Genomic DNA, 21938 nt, shown 5'->3' with positions numbered 1-21938 from the left:
AATATTACTTCTTGCTTGCTTCTCTTTCTGCTGTTGTTTGCGCCACTTTATCACGTAAATACACGGGCATGGCTTGTTCTACAGGCACTGTTTGCTGGCGCTGCACACCTATCATGCCCAGATAGGCAATCTCTGCTGAGCGAGGTAAATAATCAGCATCATAGCCAATTAGCTGTTCACCTAAACGGGTCGTTAATTCATGCTGATAGGGCTGCCAACCGGAACCTATGCCAAATCCTGTCAATTGCAAAGCATCAACCTCAGATGCAGGCTGAACTTTTTCTCTGCCTAATAATTGGGCAACACCCTCAGCATCGCGTTGATAAACAGCCCAGTATATTTCATTCATGCGCGCATCAACAGCGGTAAATATCGTATCGTACCCGGTTTTCTGCAGACATGCCTGACTGATTGCGGCTAAAGTCGACACGGGGACCACGGGCAAATCAGCACCATAAGCTATGCCCTGCATAACCCCGGTGGCAATTCTAAGCCCAGTAAAAGACCCGGGACCACAACCAAATGCAATGGCATCTAGTTGCTGTGGTTTTAACCCGGCCTCTGCCATTAAGCTATCGATCATTGGCAATAATAGCCGGGCATGCTCTCTGGGTGCTATTTCAAAGCGCTCACTGATCTCACCGTCTATAAAAAGCGCTACTGAACAGGCTTCTGTAGCGGTATCTACGGCCAGAATTTTCATTTATTTTTAAAAAACTATAAATCTTTTAGTGCATCCAGAGCTTCATCATAATTTGGCTCATGCGTAATTTCTGTGACTAATTCGGTATAAATAACCCGATCATGCTCATCAATAATAACCACCGCACGCGCGGTTAATCCTGCCAGCATGCTATCGAGTAGACGCACGCCATAATCATCAGCAAAACTGGAGCGAAAGGTAGACAATGGATGCACTTCCTTTAAGCCCTCAGCCTCACAGAAACGCCCCTGAGCAAAAGGCAAGTCAGCCGACACCATCAGTATCACGGTATTTTCACAGCGGCTCGCTTTTTCATTAAATGCCCTGGCAGATGCAGCACAAACCGGTGTATCCAGGCTAGGAACTATATTCAGGATTTTGCGCTTGCCCGCATAGTTCGCCAGGGAAACATCATTCAGTTTGCCATCAACCAGACTAAAGTCAGGTGCCTTAGAGCCAACAACAGGTAATTCACCACTGGTGTTGATAATGATTTCATCATTGCCGGGTTTAAATGTTAGTTTTGCCATATTTATTTCTCGTTATAACTGTTAGTTAGTGCTATTTCCAAGTGGGGTATGTATCGATCTGTAACAGGTTAGTTCATACTTAATTCTGATGTTAAATAATATATTCAACTGGCAAAGTATATTTTGAGCTAATTAGCCAGATTATGCATACAAATCAACACTCAAAACCTGATTTAACAAACAAAAATGTTTATCTAAACTGAAGTTTCCCAATAATTATTTATGGTAAAGGAGAAGGCAATGGTCAAACAAAAGACTCAGAATCAGGCCACGGCTTGATCCCTCTTCATCTAATTGTTTGGCCTCACGCCCCCATCCTTCATAAAGCTTCCAGTCCTCAAAGAAAACCTCAATCAGCCATCTCAACGTATAGGCTTGAATAATATCTTGTGTGCGCCAAGTCAGGTCTGTCGCCACTAAATAGCGATAGTCGTTTTCACCGTCATATTTTAAGGCAATGACAAAGCGCTTTTTACTGTGAGAACTCACCTTTAATCGTGCACTGCTGACAGTCACTTTAATCTCTTTGCCGCCACGTACACGTATTATCTGATCAATGCCTTTGTTAATCGAATTAAAGTAGCTCTCGACTGACCTTATTCTACCTCTATATTCAATATTTTGGTTTTTACGTAATTGGCTAATCACCTGCGAGCCTCCAGATTCTTTAGCGGCTTCGTCCATAAAGGCTTTTTCACCATACAGCGCATCAGCCAGTACGCCTTTAATTTTAATCAGGCTATGCGCAACTTTAAACTCTTTTAATAAGCCTAATGCAATCTCTGTTTTGGTCGGGTAGGCACTGTCACGTTCAGGCTTAATAGGCCGATCTTTTTTTGCTATACCGCTCTTTTTCAACCGTTTATCTTCTTTATCCCACTGCTTTAAGGCTGGACCCGGCATATAAAAGAAAAAACCGACAGGCACTGTAATGGATGAGGTAACTAGCAGCAATAATACTATCGTTTGTCCATTAACATACCCGCCGGAGCCTTTGTGTTTCTGCTTGTAAACCTTATAAATACGTTTTGTAGACTTAGATCGTGCTCGGTCTGATTCATCAAAGGCCAACACACCTTCAGTAATGCCATAACGTTTTAAAATTAAGACCACACTCACCCGTAGCAACCAGTCCCAGGGTATACTTGCTTTACGAAACACCCAGGATAATGCGGCTACTTTGCAATCTCCAAGGCTTGCTCGCTCAAACTTAGCCCAGCAAACAGAGTTCATTAGCAGTATGCACGTTAAACAAGTGCCCAACCAAGCGGCTTGAATCCGTGTCAAAGCGGCTCCGGGTTTTAGCTGATTGAGCGCATCATTTAAATCGTCAATATAGCTTTGGATAAAGGTGGCTGGGGCATTCATTAACATGGGCTTACACTGATAAAATTACAACAACCTCAGAATACCTGATTTTACCTTCTCAATATCAAAAACTTGAACATCGAATAAAATAAACCTCGATACACCAGCATTGTGTATTTCAGCTACTCAATAATTGGGAAACTTCAGTATCTAAAGAGTAGGCCCTGTTAGCATTCTGCTTTGCATTTTGGGCAATAATCAAATCAGAAATACCCACTCCATTTGCACCATTCTCAAAACACAATACCTGAAACTCAATAATTTCTTTCCAGTTAATATCTAGCGGCATTTTTTTACTGCATCTAGCAATTCGATTACTTTCGTTTGCTGCTTTATTTATACTCGATGTTCAAGTTTTTTAACTGATTTATTTTATTGATAATTTTACTGACAAAGAAAGCATCAACATCATTGTAAATCAATCACTTATGAAACAAAGCCGGAAAAATTTACTTTTCTTAGCCCAGTTATAGCTGAAAACTTGAACATCGAGTTATAGATAAGGCGTTAATTCGGCGAATACAATCTCGTTGGTAACGATAATATTTTCATCGATTAAAAAATCCGGATTAGCAAAATTGCCACTCCCCCGAAAGCAATCAATCCATACAGATGTATCTACTAAAACCTGTACTAATGACGATCTCTAATTGCATCCAGATTAATGTCTATAGTTTCTCAGATAAATAATTTCCAAATTTGGAGCGCTTAAACTTAGGCGGTAACAACGAAATCTTCCCGCAATTTTTGCATAACACAAATCACTTTACTGGCATCATGCATATAAGTGTTAAAAGTTTGCACAACTGAATCATGAAGATCTTCAAAAGTTTTAAAATACTTCATATGAGTCGAATCGCGTTTCGTATTTTTCCATAATTTCTCAATCGGATTAAAATCCGGCGAGAACGCAGGGAGACGTTCTACTGTCAAACGATCTACATTAGCTAACTTAAATTCCTTAATAACACCGCTTCCATGATACGGGGCACCATCTTCAATTAGAATAATCTTGCCTTTATAATAAGCCAGCAATTGTGTTAAAAACTCAACATAGCTTTCACCATTAAAACGCCCAGATGTTTCAGCGTGTTGTAATATCATTGGCTTATAACTCTCGATTAAGACGTTGTCGGCAATAGAATATATCGCTTCCATAAAAAGCTTCTGTGTTGGATATTTCTCATTTTTTAAGCTTTTAAGAATAGCTAAAAATTCTTGAGGCAGCCCAGCTTCTTTTAAAAGTCTAAGTGACTTTGGTTTTATCTCATAAGCCTCGGGGAGTCGCTATTTTTGCGAAAGCTTGTTTTGGGCATCCCAGCCCAAGCAAGCAGCAAAAACTTAACGCGACCACTTATGCCTCCGGCGGCCCCGATTCGTCCTCGTCACCTCGTCCCGACCCAACAAGGGGTCGGAACATAGGCTCCAAATGACTTGACGCCGTGTCGGATGGCCTTTTATTTTGTCTCCACCTTCGCTAACGCTCAGACTCCGACAAAACAACGGCCCTACGGCTATCGCGGACTAAAAATCATCACTTCGCTTAGGCTACGTTTCCCTGATTTTCAGCGAATGATTCTCGGTATTGAAAACTCCCTCCTTCGAGTTCGATCGTACCAAACATTTTCAACCCTTTTCGAATCCCTGATGTTTTCACTGTGGGTTGCTCTCCTATTGGAGCCCAGGTTCGTGCCAATGAACCCCACATAGCAAATGACACCTCATCACCGAATAAAACGACACTCTTTTCTTCTACCGCCTTTTCCATAATGGCAGGCAATGTTTCTTCCAGCCACGTTTTTCTTTCAAGCTCGTACTTTTCTTCTTCTTGGCGATCAGTCACAAAACGAGCTTTTTGATAACTGAAGCCCAGTTTTTTCATTAGGCTTGATAAATAGTTCAAGTTATAACGAACTTCAAATTTTAACCAAATAAGCTCGGCAATCATCGCAGTATTCCATATTCCACAATGAAATCCATTGTCTTCTGGGCCTTTCTTTATCAACTCAACCAATCTATTTTTCTGGTCTTTAGTTAACTTTGACTTCCGACCACGTCCTTGATAGTGTTGCCCTATTAACCAACCGACACCTTTATGCATGAATGTTTTCAGCCAATTTATAATGGTTTTTTCACAGACTCCCATTAGGCGTGCTATTTCTTTGATTCCCATGCATTCACTGAACCAGAGTAAAGCTTGAGTTAATCGATATAAACAAATATTACTTAGCTTGAGAGCTGTCGCCATATTTTTTTTAGTCGGTCTACAATTGACTTTGAAAAAGTGAGGGATACCATTTTTGACTGTTTCCGTTAGTGTTGGGACGAAAATTATAAGCCAGTTTCCCCTCTGTCGTTTTTGTTTGTTCGGAAATTAATTTTCTGAAAGTCTATATATCAATCTTCCCGTTATTCTTTTTTTAAATTAGAACTTTTTGATTTTCTTAATAATTCATCCAAGGCTCGTACAATAACCCCGATTTTAGTATTTGCATGGCTTAATTTCATAGCCTCAATAAGCAAATTCCCTGGTAAATCAAGAGTAGTTCTCATATAGCCCTCCGAAAAAGATGCATACAACATTACAATATTATACATAAACCTTCAAGCTCTTCGCTCTCAAGTTAAAGCAAATAATATTAGCACGCACGATATTGAACATACTACTAATGAAGGCAGGCCATGATTGTTGCTGATACAAATATCCTCTGTTATCTTTTATTACCAACTTCATACTCAGAGTTAGTTGATAAACTTTATAAACTAGACTCAGAATGGCTTACTCCAACATTATGGAAAAGTGAATTTCGTAATGTTTTAGCCCTTTATATCAGAAAAGAAATTATTACTTTTGAATAAGGCATTTTAGCTACAAGAGACACAGGCGCGCCATGCTACCTCACGAAATTCCGGGACTCCTGTCGCCATAATTCGCTCACCTACGCAGCGGATGGGAGATGCCCTGAACGCCCTGCGTCCGCAACGACTACGCACAAAAGCCGCTTCGTCATTACTACCTCACTGGCTGGACGGCTATTCGGAATGCAATTCTTGCTCCTCTCGCGTGCTGCTAGCACACGTCGAATCAGCGAATTGCCCTGTCGCCTATCAGGGACTAAAAATCACCACTTCGCTAAGCTACGTTTCCATGATTTTCAGCGGCAGAATCTATTATGCTTAATAATGAATTTGATCTTCCATCGGCTCAAGTTCTAGCATTAGTTGCTAAAAGTAATTACTCATCTTATAACTGTGAATTTATTGCTTTAGCTCAGCACCTCAATATTCCACTTGTTACACAAAACAAAAAAATTTTACGCGAGTTTCCATCTATTTCAATAGATGTGACAGATTTTATTGAAGCCTAACTCCAGTCGGGGAGTCGCTATTTTTGCGAAAGCTTGTTTTGGGCATCCCAGCCCAAGCAAGCAGCAAAAACTTAACGCGACCACTTATGCCTCCGGCGGCCCCGATTCGTCCTCGTCACCTCGTCCCGACCCAACAAGGGGTCGGAACATAGGCTCCAAATGACTTGACGCCGTGTCGGATGGCCTTTTATTTTGTCTCCACCTTCGCTAACGCTCAGACTCCGACAAAACAACGGCCCTACGGCTATCGCGGACTAAAAATCATCACTTCGCTTAGGCTCCGTTTCCCTGATTTTCAGCGTTTGCTAACTTCATTTTTTATTTGTTCTGGTCTAACTTGGTAACCTTATTTGTGCTATTTAAATTGTAGCTAACTTAAAACCTGAAGTTTCCTAGTTTTTAAAGCATAAGAATATCAGCTAATGCTTATTTTTCTGGAATATTAGACATTACTAATATTAATGGCATTCCGTTGACTAAAAGCCTTTAATTCTTTTTAAAAACAACAGGTTAATCGTGAATGAGGCCTAGTTTTAGTGTATAATGAAAGTTTCTAACACATTGATTATACAAATAAAACGACCTCATTCATGTTTATTTTACGCGATATTTTACTCCCGCTTCAAGATCATTTTTCCGAAACCACTTTAGGCCGCGAACGAGCCTCTCTGTTCGTTTACACGATCCTGTCCATTATCGTTCCTTTTACGTCATCAATGACCTCTAATCTTTGGCGTTACCTTGATACGTTGTTTGGGTTTGAGATCAAGAATAAGCGCTTTTACACTTTCATGGCTTCTTCCGCTGTCAGCCCCGGACATGGCAAAAACAGTACAACAATCGGGGAGTCGCTATTTTTGCGAAAGCTTGTTTTGGGCATCCCAGCCCAAGCAAGCAGCAAAAACTTAACGCGACCACTTATGCCTCCGGCGGCCCCGATTCGTCCTCGTCACCTCGTCCCGACCCAACAAGGGGTCGGAACATAGGCTCCAAATGACTTGACGCCGTGTCGGATGGCCTTTTATTTTGTCTCCACCTTCGCTAACGCTCAGACTCCGACAAAATAACGGCCCTACGGCTATCGCGGACTAAAAATCATCACTTCGCTTAGGCTCCGTTTCCCTGATTTTCAGCGGCGGACTAAAAATCTTCACTTCGCTAAAGCTCCGTTTCCAGGATTTTCAGCGAAGGCCCGATCGTATACCGTGAATCTCTATGGAAAACAGCGTGAAGTCAGGGCTTATAGTCGCGTTGTCATGCTGAAAACATTGAAACGACCCGTTCAGGTTGTTTGGGTGTTTCGTCGCACACAGTGGATTGCTTTGTTTACGACCGATCTAAGTTTATCCGTCACACAGATTATTGAGTATTATGGTGCGCGATGGAAAATCGAATCTGGGTTCAAAGAGCTCAAGCAAGACATAGGGAGCCATAAAAGTCAGTGTCGAAATGCGCAGGCAGTGACCAACCATTTGAACTTCTGTATGATGGCAACAACGCTGACGTGGATTTACGCGGATCGTTTAAAAACCAATCCGGAACGTCGGCACAAAGTGAAGGGGCGAGCCAGTTTCGCCTTTTCAGATATCCGCCGCATCATTGCCGAAGCGGCTTTGGATCCGGATTTCGAAAGGGTTTGCCCCAAATACAGCAGCTCCCCTGTAAATTCGGTGGTAGCCGTTTTATTGCGAATGGTTGCTTGATGAATTTCTAAGAAACTTCAGCTTAAAACTTTAATAAAGCAAAAAAACTATTTATGTAGCAGCCTTTTCAAGTTAATCCTCTTTTTCCTAGCGGACTAAAGTCCGCTCTGCGCTACGCACCCCTGCTTTTTCTTTTTAAGGATATTTTCTTCTTTTTATAATGTTCCATTAAGCGCTTTTTCTTATGTAACTGTCGATCGCTTAATTTATTTTTAACTGCTTTAAATGGGTTTTTAGGAGATTTAAAGACAATCTTTATTGGCGTGCCTTCCAGGCGTAGCTTATTACGAAAATAATTAATTAAGTAACGCCCGTAAGCCGCTGGCAATAAATCTGTCTGATTACCATGTACTACAACCACTGGTGGGTTTCGTCCACTCTGGTGCGCATATTTTAATTTAATTCTGCGCCCGTTGATCATCGGCGGCTGATGTCCTGCTACCGCATCTTTTAATATCTGCGTGAGTACCGAAGTAGACATATCCACCATCGCCGCATCATATAATTTATGTACCACATCGAATAGATTACCCACGCCGCTGCCATGCAAGGCAGAGATAGGGTGCTTCTCGGCAAAGCTTAAAAAAGGGAGCTTGACCTCAGTCTGGCGCTTAATCAATTCGCGCTGATCAAAGTCCAGCCCATCCCATTTATTAAAGCCGATAATAAGTGCACGCCCCGCATCTAGCACCATGCCTAGTAAATGTGCATCCTGATCGGTGATACCTTCACTGGCATCAACCAAGTAAATCACTACATTAGCCTTTTCTACCGATTGCAGGGCTTTAATAATACTAAATTTTTCTACCACCAGTGTCACCTTTGCCCGGCGGCGCATACCTGCAGTATCAATCAGGGTATATTTTTTGTCGTTACGCTCAAACGGAATATAGACGCTATCTCTAGTGGTACCCGGCTCATCAAAAACCACCACCCGCTCTTCACCCAGCAGGCGATTAACCAGCGTTGACTTACCCACATTCGGCCTGCCAACAATTGCGATAGCAACACCCTGGCCCTGTAGTTCGGCTTCTGTTTGCTCTATGGTTTCAGGTAATTCAGAACTGACTCGATGCAGTAATTCATTCACCCCACGCCCATGGGTTGCAGCGATAGAAACCGGGTTACCTATCCCCAGGCGATGAAAGTCTGCAACTGCAATCTCGGCATTGATGCCGTCAATCTTGTTAGTCACCAGAATAACGGGCTTGTCTAGTTTTCTCAGCATGGCTGAAATGGCTTCATCCGCGCTGTTCAAACCTTCACGCGCATCAACCAGGAACAACACTACATCAGCTTCTTCCAAAGCCAGTTCAACCTGTCTTTTGGCAACCAAGTCAATGCCATCGACATTATCGGTTATTCCCCCGGTATCCACTAGTAGATAGGGCGTTTCCCCGCGCCTTACACGACCATATTTGCGGTCGCGTGTTAAGCCGGGGTAATCGGCAACCAGGGCATCGCGAGTACGGGTTAGATAATTAAATAAAGTTGATTTGCCCACATTAGGTCGGCCAACCAGGGCGATAACGGGTAATGTCATACAAATTCCGTAGAGTAAAGCACCGAACTCTATACAAGCCCGATTAAAGTACAGAACCTAGTGGCCTGCAATTAAATAATGTAACCAAAACAATAGATTACCTGAAGTTTCCCAATAATTATTTATGGTAAAATTGAAACTATGCTACAACTATATGAAAAATAGTCTTTTCATTCGTTTCAAATGCTATTGCCTAAGGGGAATTAAGTAGGGGTTTGCTATAAACATGGCAAAACCACCTAAAATGAACCTCGATACACCAGCATTGTGTATTTCAGCTACTCAATAATTGGGAAACTTCAGTAGATTATCTATGTGCCTAAAATAAGAGCACTCTTACTGCCGCTATTGTTCCATCAGTGGTATACACGTAAACCCTACCATCTTGCACAACAGGCTGTGCGACGATAGGCTCATCAGTAATTTCTATACGCCCCAGCAAGCGGCCATCGGTTTTCGACAGCCAGTGCAAATAGCCCTCAAAATCCCCGACCACTACATATTCATCATAGACGGCAGGCTTAGATAAGCGGCGCTGGTGTAAATCGGTTTGCTTCCAATAAGATGCTCCATTGCGCTGATCTAACTGCCACACGTCGCTGCTAGCATCGCTTAAATATAAATAACTATAATCAGCACTCAGCCCCTGAAACGCTGAAATACTTTCATTACGCCATAACACTTCGCCATCAACGGGTGTTACTGCATTTATGCCACTCTTATAACTGCTGACAAAAATGGTATCATCGCTGACGATAGGCGTACCGTTCAGGTCCGTAAGCCTATCTATTTCTGAGCGCCCGCGAGGAATAGCCACACTGGTTTCCCAGATATGCGCGCCATCCAGAGCATTCATGGCAATTAGTTTTCCATTCGCATAACCAATAACTAGCATATCTCCGATAACTACTGGCGACCCTTCCCCTCTTACGCTCAGGGCAGGAATACTGTGTTCTATAGACCAGATCTGCGTACCTCTTGCCCTATCCAGCGCGATATCAAAACCATCCGCAGACCGGACAATCAGCAGATCATCAACCACCAGCGGTAAAGCCATAATCTCGCTGGATACCCGGTGTTTCCAGACAGCCTCGCCATTATTGATGCTTAGCGCCAGAACATCTGCCTTACTGGTACCGACAAACAGCAAATCTCCATCAATAACTGGGCCCGATGAAATAGGCAAATCAGTTTCCACTTCCCAGAACAGCTCACCATCAAGCAGGCTTCTCGCCTGAATCAGGCCGTCATGATCAGCAATAATAACCCGCCCCTCAGCAACGGCAGGCACTAGATTAAGCGCTAACTCATCAGTACCATCACCATCAGATTCATCCCATACAATTTCCAGTTTTACTTCTGGTTCATATTCGGTTAGTTCTGCCGGAGGTTCTGAATTATCCGAGTCCTTAAACAAATCACCGACCGCATCGCTCATATTAGTCAGCGTTGCACAGCCGCTTAGGCCCAGAATAAATATTAAAGCTAGAATTCTTCGCATGTATAAATCAGTTTTCACTTACTAGATGTATGAAATATCTGCGGCTAATTAGCTAGCTCGTTGGTATTATCAGAACTGGTTAAATCATCCAGCTTAAATTGTAATAAGGGTGAGCTACGACCTGCAGATAAAGCGGCCTGATATGCTGTACGCGCCTCTCCAATCCGGCCCATCGCAACATATAAATCGCCTTTAAGTTCTTCATAAATTGCCTCAAAGCCGCCTAGTGTAGATTGATCAATATCCGCAATAATTTCCAGACCCTGCTCGTATTCCTGTAAATCCAGCAATACTCTAATTAAACGCGCCCGCGCAACATGGGTGAGCTCTGCATCATTGCTGTCAAGCACGGCTAATTGTAGCTGCTCTTTCGCAGCGACTAAATCCTGCTGCTCGACTTTTGCTTTTGCTGCAAATAAAAGCGCATAAGTCGAATAAGCAGTCGAGTTATAATTGGTATTCAGCTTATTGGCAATTTTATCGACTGACTCTGGATTCATCGCAGCATCCGCCTTGAGCATTTGCTCATATAAGGTAGACGCCTGATTCATTTTATCCTGCTGATAGCTTTGCCATAAATTCCAGCCCAGCACTATAATGATTGCACTAATCACACCGGTAATGACGGATGAGCCATTCGCTTTCCACCAGTCTTTTAATGCTGCTACCTGTTCTTCTTCAGTTTCGTAAATTTCCACTTTATTACCTTTCTAAATATAGTTGGTTATTGTTTTAACATCTCTATCAGCTCAGCCGTTGACACAGTACACTGCGGCTGGTCAGTACGTAAAAATTTAATACTGACCTGTGAGTTTTGCACTTCATCTTCAGCCAGAATCAAAGCGTACTCAGCGCCACTTTTATCCGCTTTCTTAAACTGGCTCTTAAAGCTTGCATTGCCACAGTGCATCTGTAGCCTCAGCCCAGGCAAACAATCCCTAACTTCCTCAGCCAGCAACACGCCTGCTTTTTGCGCACCCTCACCCACTAAGATCATATACGCATCTACAGCCTGTTTATTATCCAGGTCTTCGCGATTTTCCAGTAATGCCAGTATACGCTCCATACCCATAGCGAATCCGACTGCATAATTTGGCTTGCCACCCAGTTGTTCAATAAGCCCATCATAACGACCCCCAGCACATATTGTCCCTTGCGCGCCTAGCTCTGTCGTAACCCATTCAAACACCGTTTTACTATAATAATCAAGGCCTCGAACCAGACGCTTGTTGATGGTATACGCTATGCCCAGTGCATCCAAAGTATCTGTCAGACGCTTGAAATGCGCTATGCTCTCCTCGCCTAAAGATTCCATCAGCTTCGGCGCAGCCTCTACTAGCGCCTGCATACCCGGGTTTTTGGTATCCAGAATACGCAAGGGGTTACTCTGTAAGCGACGCTGGCTATCTTCATCCAGCTGCTCCAGGTGCGCATTAAAATAAGCGACTAACTGCTCGCGATAAACTGCTCGCTCGGCAATTGTTCCCAGCGAATTCAACTGTAATTCTACGCTATCATTAATGCCTAGGCGCAGCCATAGTCGGCGGCTCAGTAAAATTAATTCCGCGTCTATATCAGCATCAGCCATGCCGTAGGTTTCCACGCCCAGTTGTACAAACTGACGGTAACGCCCTTTCTGCGGGCGTTCATAGCGAAACATCTGGCCAAAATACCATAACCTGTGCGTCTGATTATGCAATAAGCCATGCTCTAAACAGGCGCGCACACACCCAGCTGTGCCTTCCGGACGTAAAGTCAGCGAGTCGCCATTTCTATCATCGAAAGTGTACATTTCCTTTTCGACTATATCGGTCACTTCACCAATCGAGCGCTTGAACAATTCTGTTTTTTCGACAATCGGCAGGCGTATTTCCTGATACCCGTATGCGCCTAAAACCTCTCTTATATGTTGCTCAACAAACTGCCAGCGTGCGGTTTGCTCAGGAAGGACATCGTGCATACCACGAATTCCCTGAATATTTTTTGCCATAAATAAATCTTTACTGCTCTAATAATTATGTTTTATTTTTTCTGCCGCTGCAGAAAAAGGAAAGGATCGTGTTAACTGCAACTGGTATTCCTCAACCAGGTCATAGCTCTGCAGAGCCGTTTCTATTTTAATCGCCAGCTCCAGGCCAGCCAAGGTTTTTCCTTCTGCACTAAAGTAGCGTTCTATATAAGCCCGGGCAGACATCATCTCCCCTTTTGCATAGCGGATCTTAGCTGTTTCATATAAAGCCAGCGAGTATTCGGGGTTCATCTGCAAAGCTTTATAAAATTTTATCTCCGCTGCCCTTTGCTGATTTTTTTGCAGATCATATAAACCCAGATAGCTATAAGCTACCCACTTGCGCTTATAGAATGGGGCATTGACAATTCTCTGTAACTCAATAACGGCTTCTTTATGGCGCTGCTCTTCATATAAAAAAACTGCATAGGCGGTGAGTATATCGAAGTCATCAGGCTTCAGTTTTAACGCTTTATCAAAATAATATTGTGCTTTTTATGGATTTTTGCCACGCTGCTCGATCAAGGCAAAAACCTGATAAGACGTGGCGTTATTTTTATCCAGTTCTAATGAACGCAGCAGATACTCCTCTGCATAGCTATATTTTTCTAATTTATAATACGCGTATCCGAGCTCAGTTAAGGTTGCCGCACGATCCTGAGCAGAGCGATTCAGCACCATTTGCTCAGGCTCAACATAGACAATTTTTTCCTGCTCTTCTGTAGACGTACAAGCCGTGAATAAGCCGATCACCATTAATGGCCAAAACTTATTAATGCTCATGCATCGCCTCCATATGCTGTAATTTTTCAGCGCGTCTGCTTTTATCTTTAACTTTACCGACTAGCTGCCCACAAGCGGCATCGATATCTTCACCCCGTGTTTTGCGCACGGTAGTGACTATCCCGGCTTTATATAACACATCCCTGAACCGCTCAATTGCCTGCGGCGTAGAACAGGTATATTTCGTATCAGGAAATGGGTTAAACGGAATTAAGTTCATTTTAGAGGGAATACCTTTCAGCAATTTCACCAGTGCGCGGGCATCTGCCGGGGAATCATTCACATCCTCTAACATCACATATTCAAAGGTGATAAACCCTCTAGGCGATGTAGCAATATATTTCTGACAGGCTGCCATCAGTTCCTGTAGCTGATACTTCTGGTTAATCGGCACTAAAATATCGCGCAATGCATCAGTAGGTGCATGTAATGACACTGCCATACTGACATCGCACACTTCTGTTAGCCGGTGCATAGCCGGAACTACGCCCGAAGTGCTGATTGTTACCCGACGCTTGGATAAGCCAAAGGCAAAGTCCTCGGTCATCAGGTTCATCGCCGACACCACACTATCAAAATTCAATAAGGGCTCACCCATGCCCATCATTACGACATTAGTGACGCGTCCCTGCTCGCCCATGCGCTGATTGGCGGCAATCAACTGGCCAATAATCTCCGCAGTACTAAGGTTACGATTAAAGCCCTGCTGTGCTGTAGAGCAAAATGTGCAGGCTAATGCGCAACCCACCTGGGATGACACACATAGCGTTGCACGATTGGCCTCTGGAATATAAACTGCTTCGACTTTATTGCCGCCGCCCATTTCCACTACCCATTTGCGAGTGCCATCGCTGGCAACCTGCTCAAAGATAATATCTGGCGCAATAATACAGCAATGCTCTTTTAAGTAAGCACGTAAGGGCTTACTTAAATTCGTCATTTGATCAAAATCATACTCGCCTTCTTGATAAATCCATTTTATCAACTGCGTGGCGCGAAAAGGCTTTTCACCAATTTCAACAAAAAAGGCCTGCATGCCTTTTCTGTCAAAATTGAGCAGATTTATTTTTTGCTGTTTAGCGGATACGCTCACAAAGTCCCTCATCAGAGAAGAAATATGCAATTTCTCTGGCTGCTGACTCCACTGCATCTGAACCATGTACTGCATTTTCATCTATGCTAGTCGCAAAATCTGCACGGATAGTACCCGCTTCAGCTTCTGCCGGGCTTGTTACGCCCATTAGATCACGATTTTTTAATACTGCGCCTTCGCCTTCCAGCACCTGAACCATCACCGGGCCAGATGTCATAAACGCAACCAGGTCATTGAAAAAAGGACGCTCACTGTGCTCAGCGTAAAAGCCTTCAGCTTTTTCTTTCGTTAATTGCATCATCTTTGCTGCAACAATGCGTAAACCATTGCTTTCAAAGCGGCCATAAATCTCACCAATATGGTTTTTAGCAACTGCATCTGGTTTTACGATAGAAAAAGTACGTTCTACTGCCATTTTTTTAAAACTCCTAAGGTTAATTAAATATTAAAATAAAAAAATTTGTCTTTGTAGGGCGCGGCTTTAGCCCGCCTTTATATGTACAGGCGGGCTAAAGCCGCGCCCTACATTAATATCTGTTAAGGCATTGCATCGATATCATCGCCTTCAATTTCTGGCTCCATCAAGTCTTCTTTGCTGACTCCCTGCGCCAATACCAGCGGGCTTGCAACAAAAATAGATGAATAGGTTCCGATTACTACACCCACAGTTAATGCAATTGCAAAATTATGGATGATCTCTCCTCCCAATACGGCTAAAGCGATTAATACCAACAGGGTTGTCAACGAGGTCATAATGGTACGACTTAAGGTCTGGTTCAACGAGGTATTCATCACCTCTTCAGCCGAACCTTTACGTAGCAATCTAAAATTCTCCCGAATACGATCGTACACAACAATGGTGTCGTTTAACGAATAACCAATCACCGCCAAAACAGCCGCTAAAACAGTTAAATCAAATTCCATCTGTAATATCGAGAAAAACCCTAGCGTAATCAAGACATCGTGTGCCAAAGCTGCAACCGATCCCAAGGCAAATTTATACTCAAAGCGCCAGGCAACATAAATCAGGATACCAAACATTGAGTACAGTAATGCCAGCCCACCATCTTCAGTTAGTTCATCACCCACTTGCGGCCCGACAAACTCAACACGGCGTAGATCACCTTGCTCAGCCATGGCCTCACTTGCTGCAGTTGCTACTCCGGTACTCAACTGCGCATTACTTAAACCGTCGCGCGGCTTTAGGCGAATCAACACCTCTTGAGTCGAGCCAAAGTGCTGCACTGTCGCGTCGTCAAAGCCTGCCTTATCCAATGCAGCGCGCATGCTTTTAAGATCAACCGACTTGCTATAGCCAATTTCGACCAGCGTTCCACCCGTGAAATCAATGCCTAGTTGTAAGCCCTGTGCCGCCAAAGAAACAATGGCCGCAAGCAATAAAAAACCGGAAAAAAATGCCGCCAGACGGCGCTTACCTAAAAAATCTATTTGTTTAATCATCGTATATCTCCTTTCTAAATAGACAGCTTATCAAGATGCTGACGTGAGCCGTATATCCAGTTAACGACCATCCTGGAACCTAAAATAGCGGTAAACATAGAGGTTAAAATACCGATAGCCAGAGTAATCGCGAAGCCTTTAATCGGGCCTGTGCCAAAACCAAATAACACCAGCGCGACTAAAAGCGTGGTGATATTCGCATCAAAAATTGTTGCAAAGGCTTTTTCATAACCCAGAAAAATACTGGCCTGCGGTGAGTTTCTATTGCGTAACTCTTCCTTGATACGCTCGAAAATCAGTACATTCGCATCAACCGCCATACCAACGGTTAGCACTATTCCGGCAATACCCGGCAAAGTTAAGGTTGCCTGTAGCATCGATAGCACGGCAACGATCACTACCAGGTTAAAGGTCAGTGCGAGATTAGCGATAAGGCCAAAAACCTTATAATACACAACCATAAAAATCAGCACCAGGACAAAGCCTACCAGTACCGACAACATACCTTTATTAATATTATCCTGCCCAAGGCTTGGGCCTACTGTACGCTCTTCAACGATATCGACTGGTGCGGCCAAAGCTCCCGCTCTTAACAATAGCGATAATTTACGTGCTTCCTGCGTGCTATCTAAGCCAGTGGTTTGAAAGCGCTTGCTGAAGGCATCACGCACCGTTGCGATACTGATGACTTCTTCAATTTTTTCTTTATGGCGTATCTTTTTACCATTGACCATTTTGGTGGTGGTTTTTTGTTCAATAAACACCACCGCCATAGGCTGACCAATATTATCTTTGGTAAACTTACCCATTTTCTTGGCGCCAATGCCATTCAGCGTAATATTCACCGATGGCGAACCATTCTGATCCAGGCCAGATGATGCATCAACGATCTGGTCTCCGGTTATAATCACACGGCGCTTCAATAGCACCGGCGCTTTAGTATCCCGCTCATAATAAAGCCTGGAACCCACAGGTACACGGCCATTAACAGCACGCTGCACATCATGTTTGGTGTCCACCTTGCGATATTCCAGCGTTGCAGTTGTGCCCAGAATCTCCTTAGCCTGTGCGGTATCCTGGACCCCTGGCAACTGCACAACGATGCGGTTATCGCCTTGCTGCTGAATCACCGGCTCAGACACACCCAGTTCGTTGACTCGATTACGCAGGGTAGTAATATTTTGCGCCAGCGCAAATTTCTTGATTTCTTTTACTTCATGCTCAGAAATACTTAAATAGATGATCGGCTGAGTTTCATCCACCCGCATATCCAGCTTGCGAAATTCATCATCAACCATTTCGATAGCCGCTAATTTGTCCTGCTCATTACGTAGCACAACTTTCACTGCACCGTTATCATAGGCTACCGACTTATAGCGGATCTTAGCGGTACGCAATGCCTGGCGAATATCGTTATTGTAACGTTCATCAGCCTGTTTTATGGCGGCAACCATATCGACTTCTAATAGAAAATGCACGCCGCCACGTAAATCCAGCCCCAAATACATAGGCTCCGCACCTATGGATCTTAGCCATTCAGGTGTCGCCGGGGCTAAATTTAAGGCAACGATATATCGCCCACCTAGCTGATTACGCCACAAATCTGCAGCACGCATTTGTTCATCGGTATTATTAAAGCGCGCTAAAACCTTACTGCCTTCAACTTCTATCGCTTTCGCTGTAATCGCAGCATCGGTTAATATACCTTCAATTCGTGTTAACTGTAATTCTGTAATATCGGTAGAATTACTCGCCGATATTTGTACCGATGGATCATCACCATAAAGATTTGGCAATGAATAGACAATTCCCAGAACCAGAACGGTGAGAATCAACAGGTTTTTCCATAAAGGGAAATGGTTTTGCATGATAAGTCCAACAAGATAAATCAATGTCTGGCGCTGTCTGCACCAATGAAGAATGAGCGCACCCGGAAGCTAAAAACAACCTACTCCCGCGACACACTCACCTATTGTGTTCGCTCTTAAACGCTGTTTGCGACTTAAGATTTGGTTTTTTTCATTTGAACCTTATAAGTTCCTTTAGGCATTAAGCTGCTAATCTGATGACGCTGCACTTGAATAACAACATTTGTCGCAACTTCGACTTGCACAAAATTTTCATCCAGACTAACGACTTTACCTAAGACACCACCGCCTGTCACGACCTCTGCCCCTGCCTGCATCTGTTCAAGCATTTTTTTATGCTCTTTAGTCCGCTTGTGCTGAGGCCTTAAAAATAAAAAGTAAAAAAATACTAGAATCCCTATGGGGAACATCATCCCTTCCCAACCAGGTTGCGCTGCTGCCGGAGCCGCTTCTGCGAGCGCATCAGAAATAAAAAAACTCATGTCTTCCCCAATATCATATAAGTTAAAATAAAAGCCCTCTATTATGACATATACTTTGCACAGTCACCATTAAGGATTTCATTCAGCCATTTTTCCGCCAGTTTACATTCCCGGGACAACTTTGCCCCGCAGTTGATAAAATGACTTAAGGTATGCATCAAAAACTTTATTTTCTATAGCCTGACGCACCTCCTGCATTAGATTTAAATAATAATGCAGATTATGAATAGTATTTAATCGTGCTCCCAATATCTCGTGACACTTATCTAAATGCCGTAAATAAGCGCGAGAGTAATTCTGACATGTGTAACAGGCACAGCTCTCATCGATAGGCCGGGTATCAAGCTGATATTGGCTATTGCGAATTTTAATCACCCCGCTCGCCGTGAAAATATGCCCATTGCGGGCGTTACGTGTAGGCATCACACAATCAAACATATCTATGCCTCGCCTGACCGCCTCAATTAAATCTTCAGGCGTGCCCACGCCCATTAAATATCGCGGCTTATCGACTGGTAGTTGCGGATGCACCACATCCAGCATCGCCATCATCTCATGCTTGGGCTCACCCACAGAAAGCCCACCAACTGCATAACCATCAAAGCCAATATCAACCAGCCCTGCAATAGATTCATTGCGTAAATGTTCGTACATACCCCCCTGAACTATGCCAAATAAAGCAGACGCATTATCACCATGCGCTTTTTTACTCCGCTCGGCCCAGCGCAAGGATAATCGCATCGAGTCAGCCGCCTCCTGCACTGTCGCGGGATAGGGCGTACATTCATCAAAGATCATCACGATATCCGACCCCAGATCACGCTGCGCCTGCATAGACTCTTCAGGCCCCATAAAAATCTTGCTGCCATCTATAGGGGATTTAAAAGTCACCCCTGCTTCGGTGATCTTGCGCAATTCACCCAGGCTAAACACCTGAAATCCTCCTGAATCAGTAAGAATAGGCCCTTGCCAACACATAAAGTCATGCAAATCGCCATGCGCCTTAATCACTTCGGTAGTAGGCCTCAGGATTAAATGAAAAGTATTGCCGAGGATAATTTGTGCGCCTAACTCCGTCAGCTCATGCGGGGTCAGCGACTTTACCGAACCATAGGTGCCAACCGGCATAAAGATAGGCGTCTCAACAACGCCTCGGGCAAAAGTTAGACGCCCTCGTCGTGCATGACCGTCGTTATTCAATAAATTAAATTTCATCGAAAAATATTTTAACTAATTCTCAAAGTGTGGGATAAAACTGGAGTATAAAAGCTTTAGCTTTTTTCTAGTGCTGCACTAGTAACACCAATAGCTAAAGCAATTGCGCTCCTGCTTATTATCTCAGGAGAAGAGGTAAACACGTACTAAAATAACTTCCAGAACCTATCCTTGTAAAACAGACTTCAGTCTGCACGGCCATCAAATTTGTTAAAAAACGCTGATTATTGCATTACCTAAATATTGATAACTGCCTGACCGACAAAGTTTCTTGTTGCATTGTTACGATACCATTATGATGAACCCCCCATTTCCTTTTGATTGCATACTTTTATGAAATTAATTAATACTAATTTTGTGTCGCTACTATTAGCCTTAACTTTCAGCATAACTCATCAGTGTTCCCCTATCAATTGAGGCCGTGAAACTAACCTCGCCACAAGAGAGCTCATAAAGCACTGTAAAGACATTCCTGTTATTATTGCGTTCTGAACTGCCCGAATGGTATACGAGCTGATACGAGATATTCTTGCCTGGAAAAATAATGGATTCACAAAACGATCTCGTTTTTGAGCCTGTTGCTGCCTAATCTCCAGAGCCTCGCTATATTTTTTATCCGATGGATGAATCAATTCTGGCTGTTGTGTTTTTGAAATCTCTTCAAACACGCGCATTAAATTATAGCTCATTGCAGTCAGGCGCATTTGATTTTCAAGTGAGCGGGTATTGGAAGACCAAGCTTTAGTTTCCTTGAAATTACTTTTACTCGATGTTCAAGTTTTTGATATTGAGAAGGTAGAATCAGGTATTCTGAGGTTGCTGTAATTTTATCGGTGTAAGCCCATGTTAATGAATGTCCCTGCCACCTTTATCCAAAGCTATATTGACGATTTAAATGATGCGCTCAATCAGCTAAAACCCGGAGCCGCTTTGACACGGATTCAAGCCGCTTGGTTGGGCACTTGTTTAACGGGCATACTGCTAATGAACTCTGTTTGCTGGGCTAAGTTTGAGCGAGCAAGCCTTGGAGATTGCAAAGTAGCCGCATTATCCTGGGTGTTTCGTAAAGCAAGTATACCCTGGGACTGGTTGCTACGGGTGAGTGTGGTCTTAATTTTAAAACGTTATGGCATTACTGAAGGTGTGTTGGCCTTTGATGAATCAGACCGAGCACGATCTAAGTCTACAAAACGTATTTATAAGGTTTACAAGCAGAAACACAAAGGCTCCGGCGGGTATGTTAATGGACAAACGATAGTATTATTGCTGCTAGTTACCTCATCCATTACAGTGCCTGTCGGTTTTTTCTTTTATATGCCGGATCCAGCCTTAAAGCAGTGGGATAAAGAAGATAAACGGTTGAAAAAGAGCGGTATAGCAAAAAAAGATCGGCCTATTAAGCCTGAACGTGACAGTGCCTACCCGACCAAAACAGAGATTGCATTAGGCTTATTTAAAAGAGTTTAAAGTTGCGCATAGCCTGATTAAAATTAAAGGCTTACTGGCTGATGCGCTGTATGGTGAAAAAGCCTTTATGGACGAAGCCGCTAAAGAATCTGGAGGCTCGCAGGTGATTAGCCAATTACGTAAAAACCAAAATATTGAATATAGAGGTAGAATAAGGTCAGTCGAGAGCTACTTTAATTCGATTAACAAAGGCATTGATCAGATAATACGTGTACGTGGCGGAAAAGAGATTAAAGTGACTGTCAGCAGTGCACGATTAAAGGTGAGTTCTCACAGTAAAAAACGCTTTGTCATTGCCTTAAAATATGACGGTGAAAACGACTATCGCTATTTAGTGGCGACAGACCTGACTTGGCGCACACAAGATATTATTCAAGCCTATACGTTGAGATGGCTGATTGAGGTTTTCTTTGAGGACTGGAAGCTTTATGAAGGATGGGGGCGTGAGGCCAAACAATTATCGGGGAGTCGCTATTTTTGCGAAAGCTTGTTTTGGGCATCCCAGCCCAAGCAAGCAGCAAAAACTTAACGCGACCACTTATGCCTCCGGCGGCCCCGATTCGTCCTCGTCACCTCGTCCCGACCCAACAAGGGGTCGGAACATAGGCTCCAAATGACTTGACGCCGTGTCGGATGGCCTTTTATTTTGTCTCCACCTTCGCTAACGCTCAGACTCCGACAAAATAACGGCCCTACGGCTATCGCGGACTAAAAATCATCACTTCGCTTAGGCTCCGTTTCCCTGATTTTCAGCGGATGAAGAGGGGTCAAGCCGTGGCCTGATTCTGAGTCTTTTGTTTGACCATTGCCTTCTCCTTCACCCAGAGCAAATAGCCCGCATTGAA

31 protein-coding genes and 2 pseudogenes are annotated in these 21938 nt (G+C 43.5%); 11 read left to right on the top strand and 22 right to left on the bottom strand.

Going from position 1 to position 21938, the window contains the following annotated elements:
- Positions 1-4: 4 nt before the first annotated feature.
- The 6 genes and pseudogenes from tsaB to K6984_RS16695 form a co-directional block, all read right to left on the bottom strand.
- Positions 5-703: a tRNA (adenosine(37)-N6)-threonylcarbamoyltransferase complex dimerization subunit type 1 TsaB gene (gene tsaB, locus K6984_RS16720; protein WP_221896552.1), complete on the bottom strand. Its 699-nt coding sequence runs from the start codon at positions 701-703 to the stop codon at positions 5-7.
- Positions 704-717: 14 nt separating this feature from the next.
- Positions 718-1233, bottom strand: a complete 516-nt coding sequence (gene tpx / locus K6984_RS16715) for a thiol peroxidase (protein WP_221896551.1) — start codon at positions 1231-1233, stop codon at positions 718-720.
- A gap of 216 nt (positions 1234-1449) precedes the next feature.
- The gene (locus K6984_RS16710; protein WP_221896550.1) at positions 1450-2607 is read right to left on the bottom strand and encodes a transposase; all 1158 of its coding nucleotides are present in this window, start codon (positions 2605-2607) and stop codon (positions 1450-1452) included.
- Between the two features lie 112 nt (positions 2608-2719).
- Positions 2720-2890 (bottom strand): hypothetical protein, encoded by a 171-nt coding sequence (locus K6984_RS16705; protein ID WP_221896549.1) that lies wholly within the window; start codon positions 2888-2890, stop codon positions 2720-2722.
- A 204-nt stretch (positions 2891-3094) separates the two neighbouring features.
- Positions 3095-3217 (bottom strand): annotated as a pseudogene (locus K6984_RS36320) (PIN domain-containing protein); the annotation flags it as partial.
- A gap of 98 nt (positions 3218-3315) precedes the next feature.
- Complete coding sequence (locus K6984_RS16695) at positions 3316-3759, bottom strand: transposase (protein WP_221896026.1); 444 nt, start codon at positions 3757-3759, stop codon at positions 3316-3318.
- 135 nt (positions 3760-3894) lie between these two features.
- Between K6984_RS16695 and K6984_RS33940 the strand changes: the two genes are divergently transcribed.
- On the top strand, positions 3895-4023 hold the full coding sequence (locus K6984_RS33940; RefSeq protein WP_263458596.1) for a hypothetical protein: 129 nt from the start codon (positions 3895-3897) through the stop codon (positions 4021-4023).
- A 121-nt stretch (positions 4024-4144) separates the two neighbouring features.
- On the opposite strand, the gene K6984_RS16690 is transcribed toward K6984_RS33940, so the two are convergent.
- Both K6984_RS16690 and K6984_RS16685 read right to left on the bottom strand, forming a co-directional pair.
- Entirely contained in the window at positions 4145-4849 is a 705-nt protein-coding gene (locus K6984_RS16690; protein WP_221896548.1) for an IS630 family transposase, read from the bottom strand.
- A gap of 161 nt (positions 4850-5010) precedes the next feature.
- Positions 5011-5199 (bottom strand): type II toxin-antitoxin system VapB family antitoxin, encoded by a 189-nt coding sequence (locus tag K6984_RS16685; protein WP_338024533.1) that lies wholly within the window; start codon positions 5197-5199, stop codon positions 5011-5013.
- Positions 5200-5283: 84 nt separating this feature from the next.
- On the opposite strand from K6984_RS16685, the gene K6984_RS16680 reads away from it, so the two are divergent.
- The gene (locus K6984_RS16680) at positions 5284-5460 is read left to right on the top strand and encodes a type II toxin-antitoxin system VapC family toxin (protein ID WP_221896547.1); all 177 of its coding nucleotides are present in this window, start codon (positions 5284-5286) and stop codon (positions 5458-5460) included.
- 6 nt (positions 5461-5466) lie between these two features.
- On the opposite strand, the gene K6984_RS33935 is transcribed toward K6984_RS16680, so the two are convergent.
- The gene (locus tag K6984_RS33935) at positions 5467-5595 is read right to left on the bottom strand and encodes a hypothetical protein (RefSeq protein ID WP_263458782.1); all 129 of its coding nucleotides are present in this window, start codon (positions 5593-5595) and stop codon (positions 5467-5469) included.
- Between K6984_RS33935 and K6984_RS16675 the strand changes: the two genes are divergently transcribed.
- The 6 genes and pseudogenes from K6984_RS16675 to K6984_RS16660 form a co-directional block, all read left to right on the top strand.
- The gene (locus K6984_RS16675) at positions 5552-5782 is read left to right on the top strand and encodes a hypothetical protein (RefSeq protein ID WP_221896546.1); all 231 of its coding nucleotides are present in this window, start codon (positions 5552-5554) and stop codon (positions 5780-5782) included. The two genes, K6984_RS33935 and K6984_RS16675, sit on opposite strands and share 44 nt — an antisense overlap.
- Positions 5775-5969 (top strand): PIN domain-containing protein, encoded by a 195-nt coding sequence (locus K6984_RS16670; protein WP_221896545.1) that lies wholly within the window; start codon positions 5775-5777, stop codon positions 5967-5969. Before K6984_RS16675 ends, K6984_RS16670 begins: the two co-directional genes overlap by 8 nt.
- Positions 5970-5992: 23 nt before the next feature.
- Positions 5993-6121 carry a hypothetical protein gene (locus K6984_RS33930; protein WP_263458596.1) on the top strand — a complete coding sequence of 43 codons (129 nt, stop codon included), beginning with the start codon at positions 5993-5995 and terminating at the stop codon, positions 6119-6121.
- A gap of 27 nt (positions 6122-6148) precedes the next feature.
- A complete protein-coding gene (locus K6984_RS16665; RefSeq protein WP_221896544.1) occupies positions 6149-6313 on the top strand; it encodes a hypothetical protein in 165 nt (54 codons plus the stop codon).
- A 513-nt stretch (positions 6314-6826) separates the two neighbouring features.
- Entirely contained in the window at positions 6827-6955 is a 129-nt protein-coding gene (locus K6984_RS33925; protein WP_263458596.1) for a hypothetical protein, read from the top strand.
- A 201-nt stretch (positions 6956-7156) separates the two neighbouring features.
- Positions 7157-7672 (top strand): annotated as a pseudogene (locus K6984_RS16660) (transposase); the annotation flags it as partial.
- A 112-nt stretch (positions 7673-7784) separates the two neighbouring features.
- Here K6984_RS16660 and der read toward each other — a convergent pair.
- The 13 genes from der to K6984_RS16595 all read right to left on the bottom strand — a co-directional run bounded on the left by der (position 7785) and on the right by K6984_RS16595 (position 20330).
- Positions 7785-9215, bottom strand: a complete 1431-nt coding sequence (gene der, locus K6984_RS16655) for a ribosome biogenesis GTPase Der (protein ID WP_221896543.1) — start codon at positions 9213-9215, stop codon at positions 7785-7787.
- A 319-nt stretch (positions 9216-9534) separates the two neighbouring features.
- A complete protein-coding gene (bamB, locus tag K6984_RS16650) occupies positions 9535-10716 on the bottom strand; it encodes an outer membrane protein assembly factor BamB (protein WP_221896542.1) in 1182 nt (393 codons plus the stop codon).
- A gap of 44 nt (positions 10717-10760) precedes the next feature.
- On the bottom strand, positions 10761-11414 hold the full coding sequence (locus K6984_RS16645; protein ID WP_221896541.1) for a YfgM family protein: 654 nt from the start codon (positions 11412-11414) through the stop codon (positions 10761-10763).
- A gap of 26 nt (positions 11415-11440) precedes the next feature.
- Positions 11441-12706, bottom strand: coding sequence for a histidine--tRNA ligase (gene hisS, locus K6984_RS16640; RefSeq protein WP_221896540.1), 1266 nt, complete (start codon positions 12704-12706; stop codon positions 11441-11443).
- An 18-nt stretch (positions 12707-12724) separates the two neighbouring features.
- Positions 12725-12982, bottom strand: a complete 258-nt coding sequence (locus K6984_RS16635) for a hypothetical protein (protein ID WP_221896539.1) — start codon at positions 12980-12982, stop codon at positions 12725-12727.
- A gap of 237 nt (positions 12983-13219) precedes the next feature.
- On the bottom strand, positions 13220-13507 hold the full coding sequence (locus K6984_RS16630; protein WP_221896538.1) for a tetratricopeptide repeat protein: 288 nt from the start codon (positions 13505-13507) through the stop codon (positions 13220-13222).
- Positions 13497-14612 carry a dual-specificity RNA methyltransferase RlmN gene (gene rlmN / locus K6984_RS16625; RefSeq protein ID WP_221896599.1) on the bottom strand — a complete coding sequence of 372 codons (1116 nt, stop codon included), beginning with the start codon at positions 14610-14612 and terminating at the stop codon, positions 13497-13499. The genes K6984_RS16630 and rlmN overlap by 11 nt, the downstream gene beginning before the upstream one ends.
- Positions 14584-15015 (bottom strand): nucleoside-diphosphate kinase, encoded by a 432-nt coding sequence (gene ndk / locus K6984_RS16620; protein WP_221896537.1) that lies wholly within the window; start codon positions 15013-15015, stop codon positions 14584-14586. Before ndk ends, rlmN begins: the two co-directional genes overlap by 29 nt.
- 122 nt (positions 15016-15137) lie before the next feature.
- On the bottom strand, positions 15138-16061 hold the full coding sequence (secF, locus tag K6984_RS16615; protein WP_221896536.1) for a protein translocase subunit SecF: 924 nt from the start codon (positions 16059-16061) through the stop codon (positions 15138-15140).
- A gap of 14 nt (positions 16062-16075) precedes the next feature.
- Positions 16076-17929: a protein translocase subunit SecD gene (secD, locus tag K6984_RS16610; protein WP_221896598.1), complete on the bottom strand. Its 1854-nt coding sequence runs from the start codon at positions 17927-17929 to the stop codon at positions 16076-16078.
- 134 nt (positions 17930-18063) lie between these two features.
- Positions 18064-18411 carry a preprotein translocase subunit YajC gene (gene yajC / locus K6984_RS16605; protein WP_221896535.1) on the bottom strand — a complete coding sequence of 116 codons (348 nt, stop codon included), beginning with the start codon at positions 18409-18411 and terminating at the stop codon, positions 18064-18066.
- Between the two features lie 102 nt (positions 18412-18513).
- Positions 18514-19626, bottom strand: coding sequence for a tRNA guanosine(34) transglycosylase Tgt (tgt, locus tag K6984_RS16600; RefSeq protein WP_221896534.1), 1113 nt, complete (start codon positions 19624-19626; stop codon positions 18514-18516).
- Positions 19627-20021: 395 nt separating this feature from the next.
- Positions 20022-20330 (bottom strand): hypothetical protein, encoded by a 309-nt coding sequence (locus tag K6984_RS16595; protein WP_221894087.1) that lies wholly within the window; start codon positions 20328-20330, stop codon positions 20022-20024.
- A 139-nt stretch (positions 20331-20469) separates the two neighbouring features.
- Between K6984_RS16595 and K6984_RS16590 the strand changes: the two genes are divergently transcribed.
- Genes K6984_RS16590 through K6984_RS33920 form a run of 3 tightly spaced genes read left to right on the top strand, consistent with a single transcriptional unit; the run spans position 20470 to position 21699 of the window.
- Positions 20470-21093, top strand: coding sequence for a transposase (locus K6984_RS16590; protein ID WP_221896533.1), 624 nt, complete (start codon positions 20470-20472; stop codon positions 21091-21093).
- Between the two features lie 13 nt (positions 21094-21106).
- Positions 21107-21622 (top strand): transposase, encoded by a 516-nt coding sequence (locus K6984_RS16585; protein WP_338024537.1) that lies wholly within the window; start codon positions 21107-21109, stop codon positions 21620-21622.
- Positions 21571-21699, top strand: a complete 129-nt coding sequence (locus tag K6984_RS33920) for a hypothetical protein (RefSeq protein WP_263458596.1) — start codon at positions 21571-21573, stop codon at positions 21697-21699. Before K6984_RS16585 ends, K6984_RS33920 begins: the two co-directional genes overlap by 52 nt.
- Positions 21700-21938 lie beyond the last annotated feature (239 nt).

It is taken from the genome of Bathymodiolus japonicus methanotrophic gill symbiont, assembly GCF_019721995.1.
Taxonomy (GTDB): domain Bacteria; phylum Pseudomonadota; class Gammaproteobacteria; order Methylococcales; family Methylomonadaceae; genus Methyloprofundus.
The sequence above is the reverse complement of the archived record's forward strand: the minus strand, read 5'-3'. Positions and strand labels throughout refer to the sequence as shown.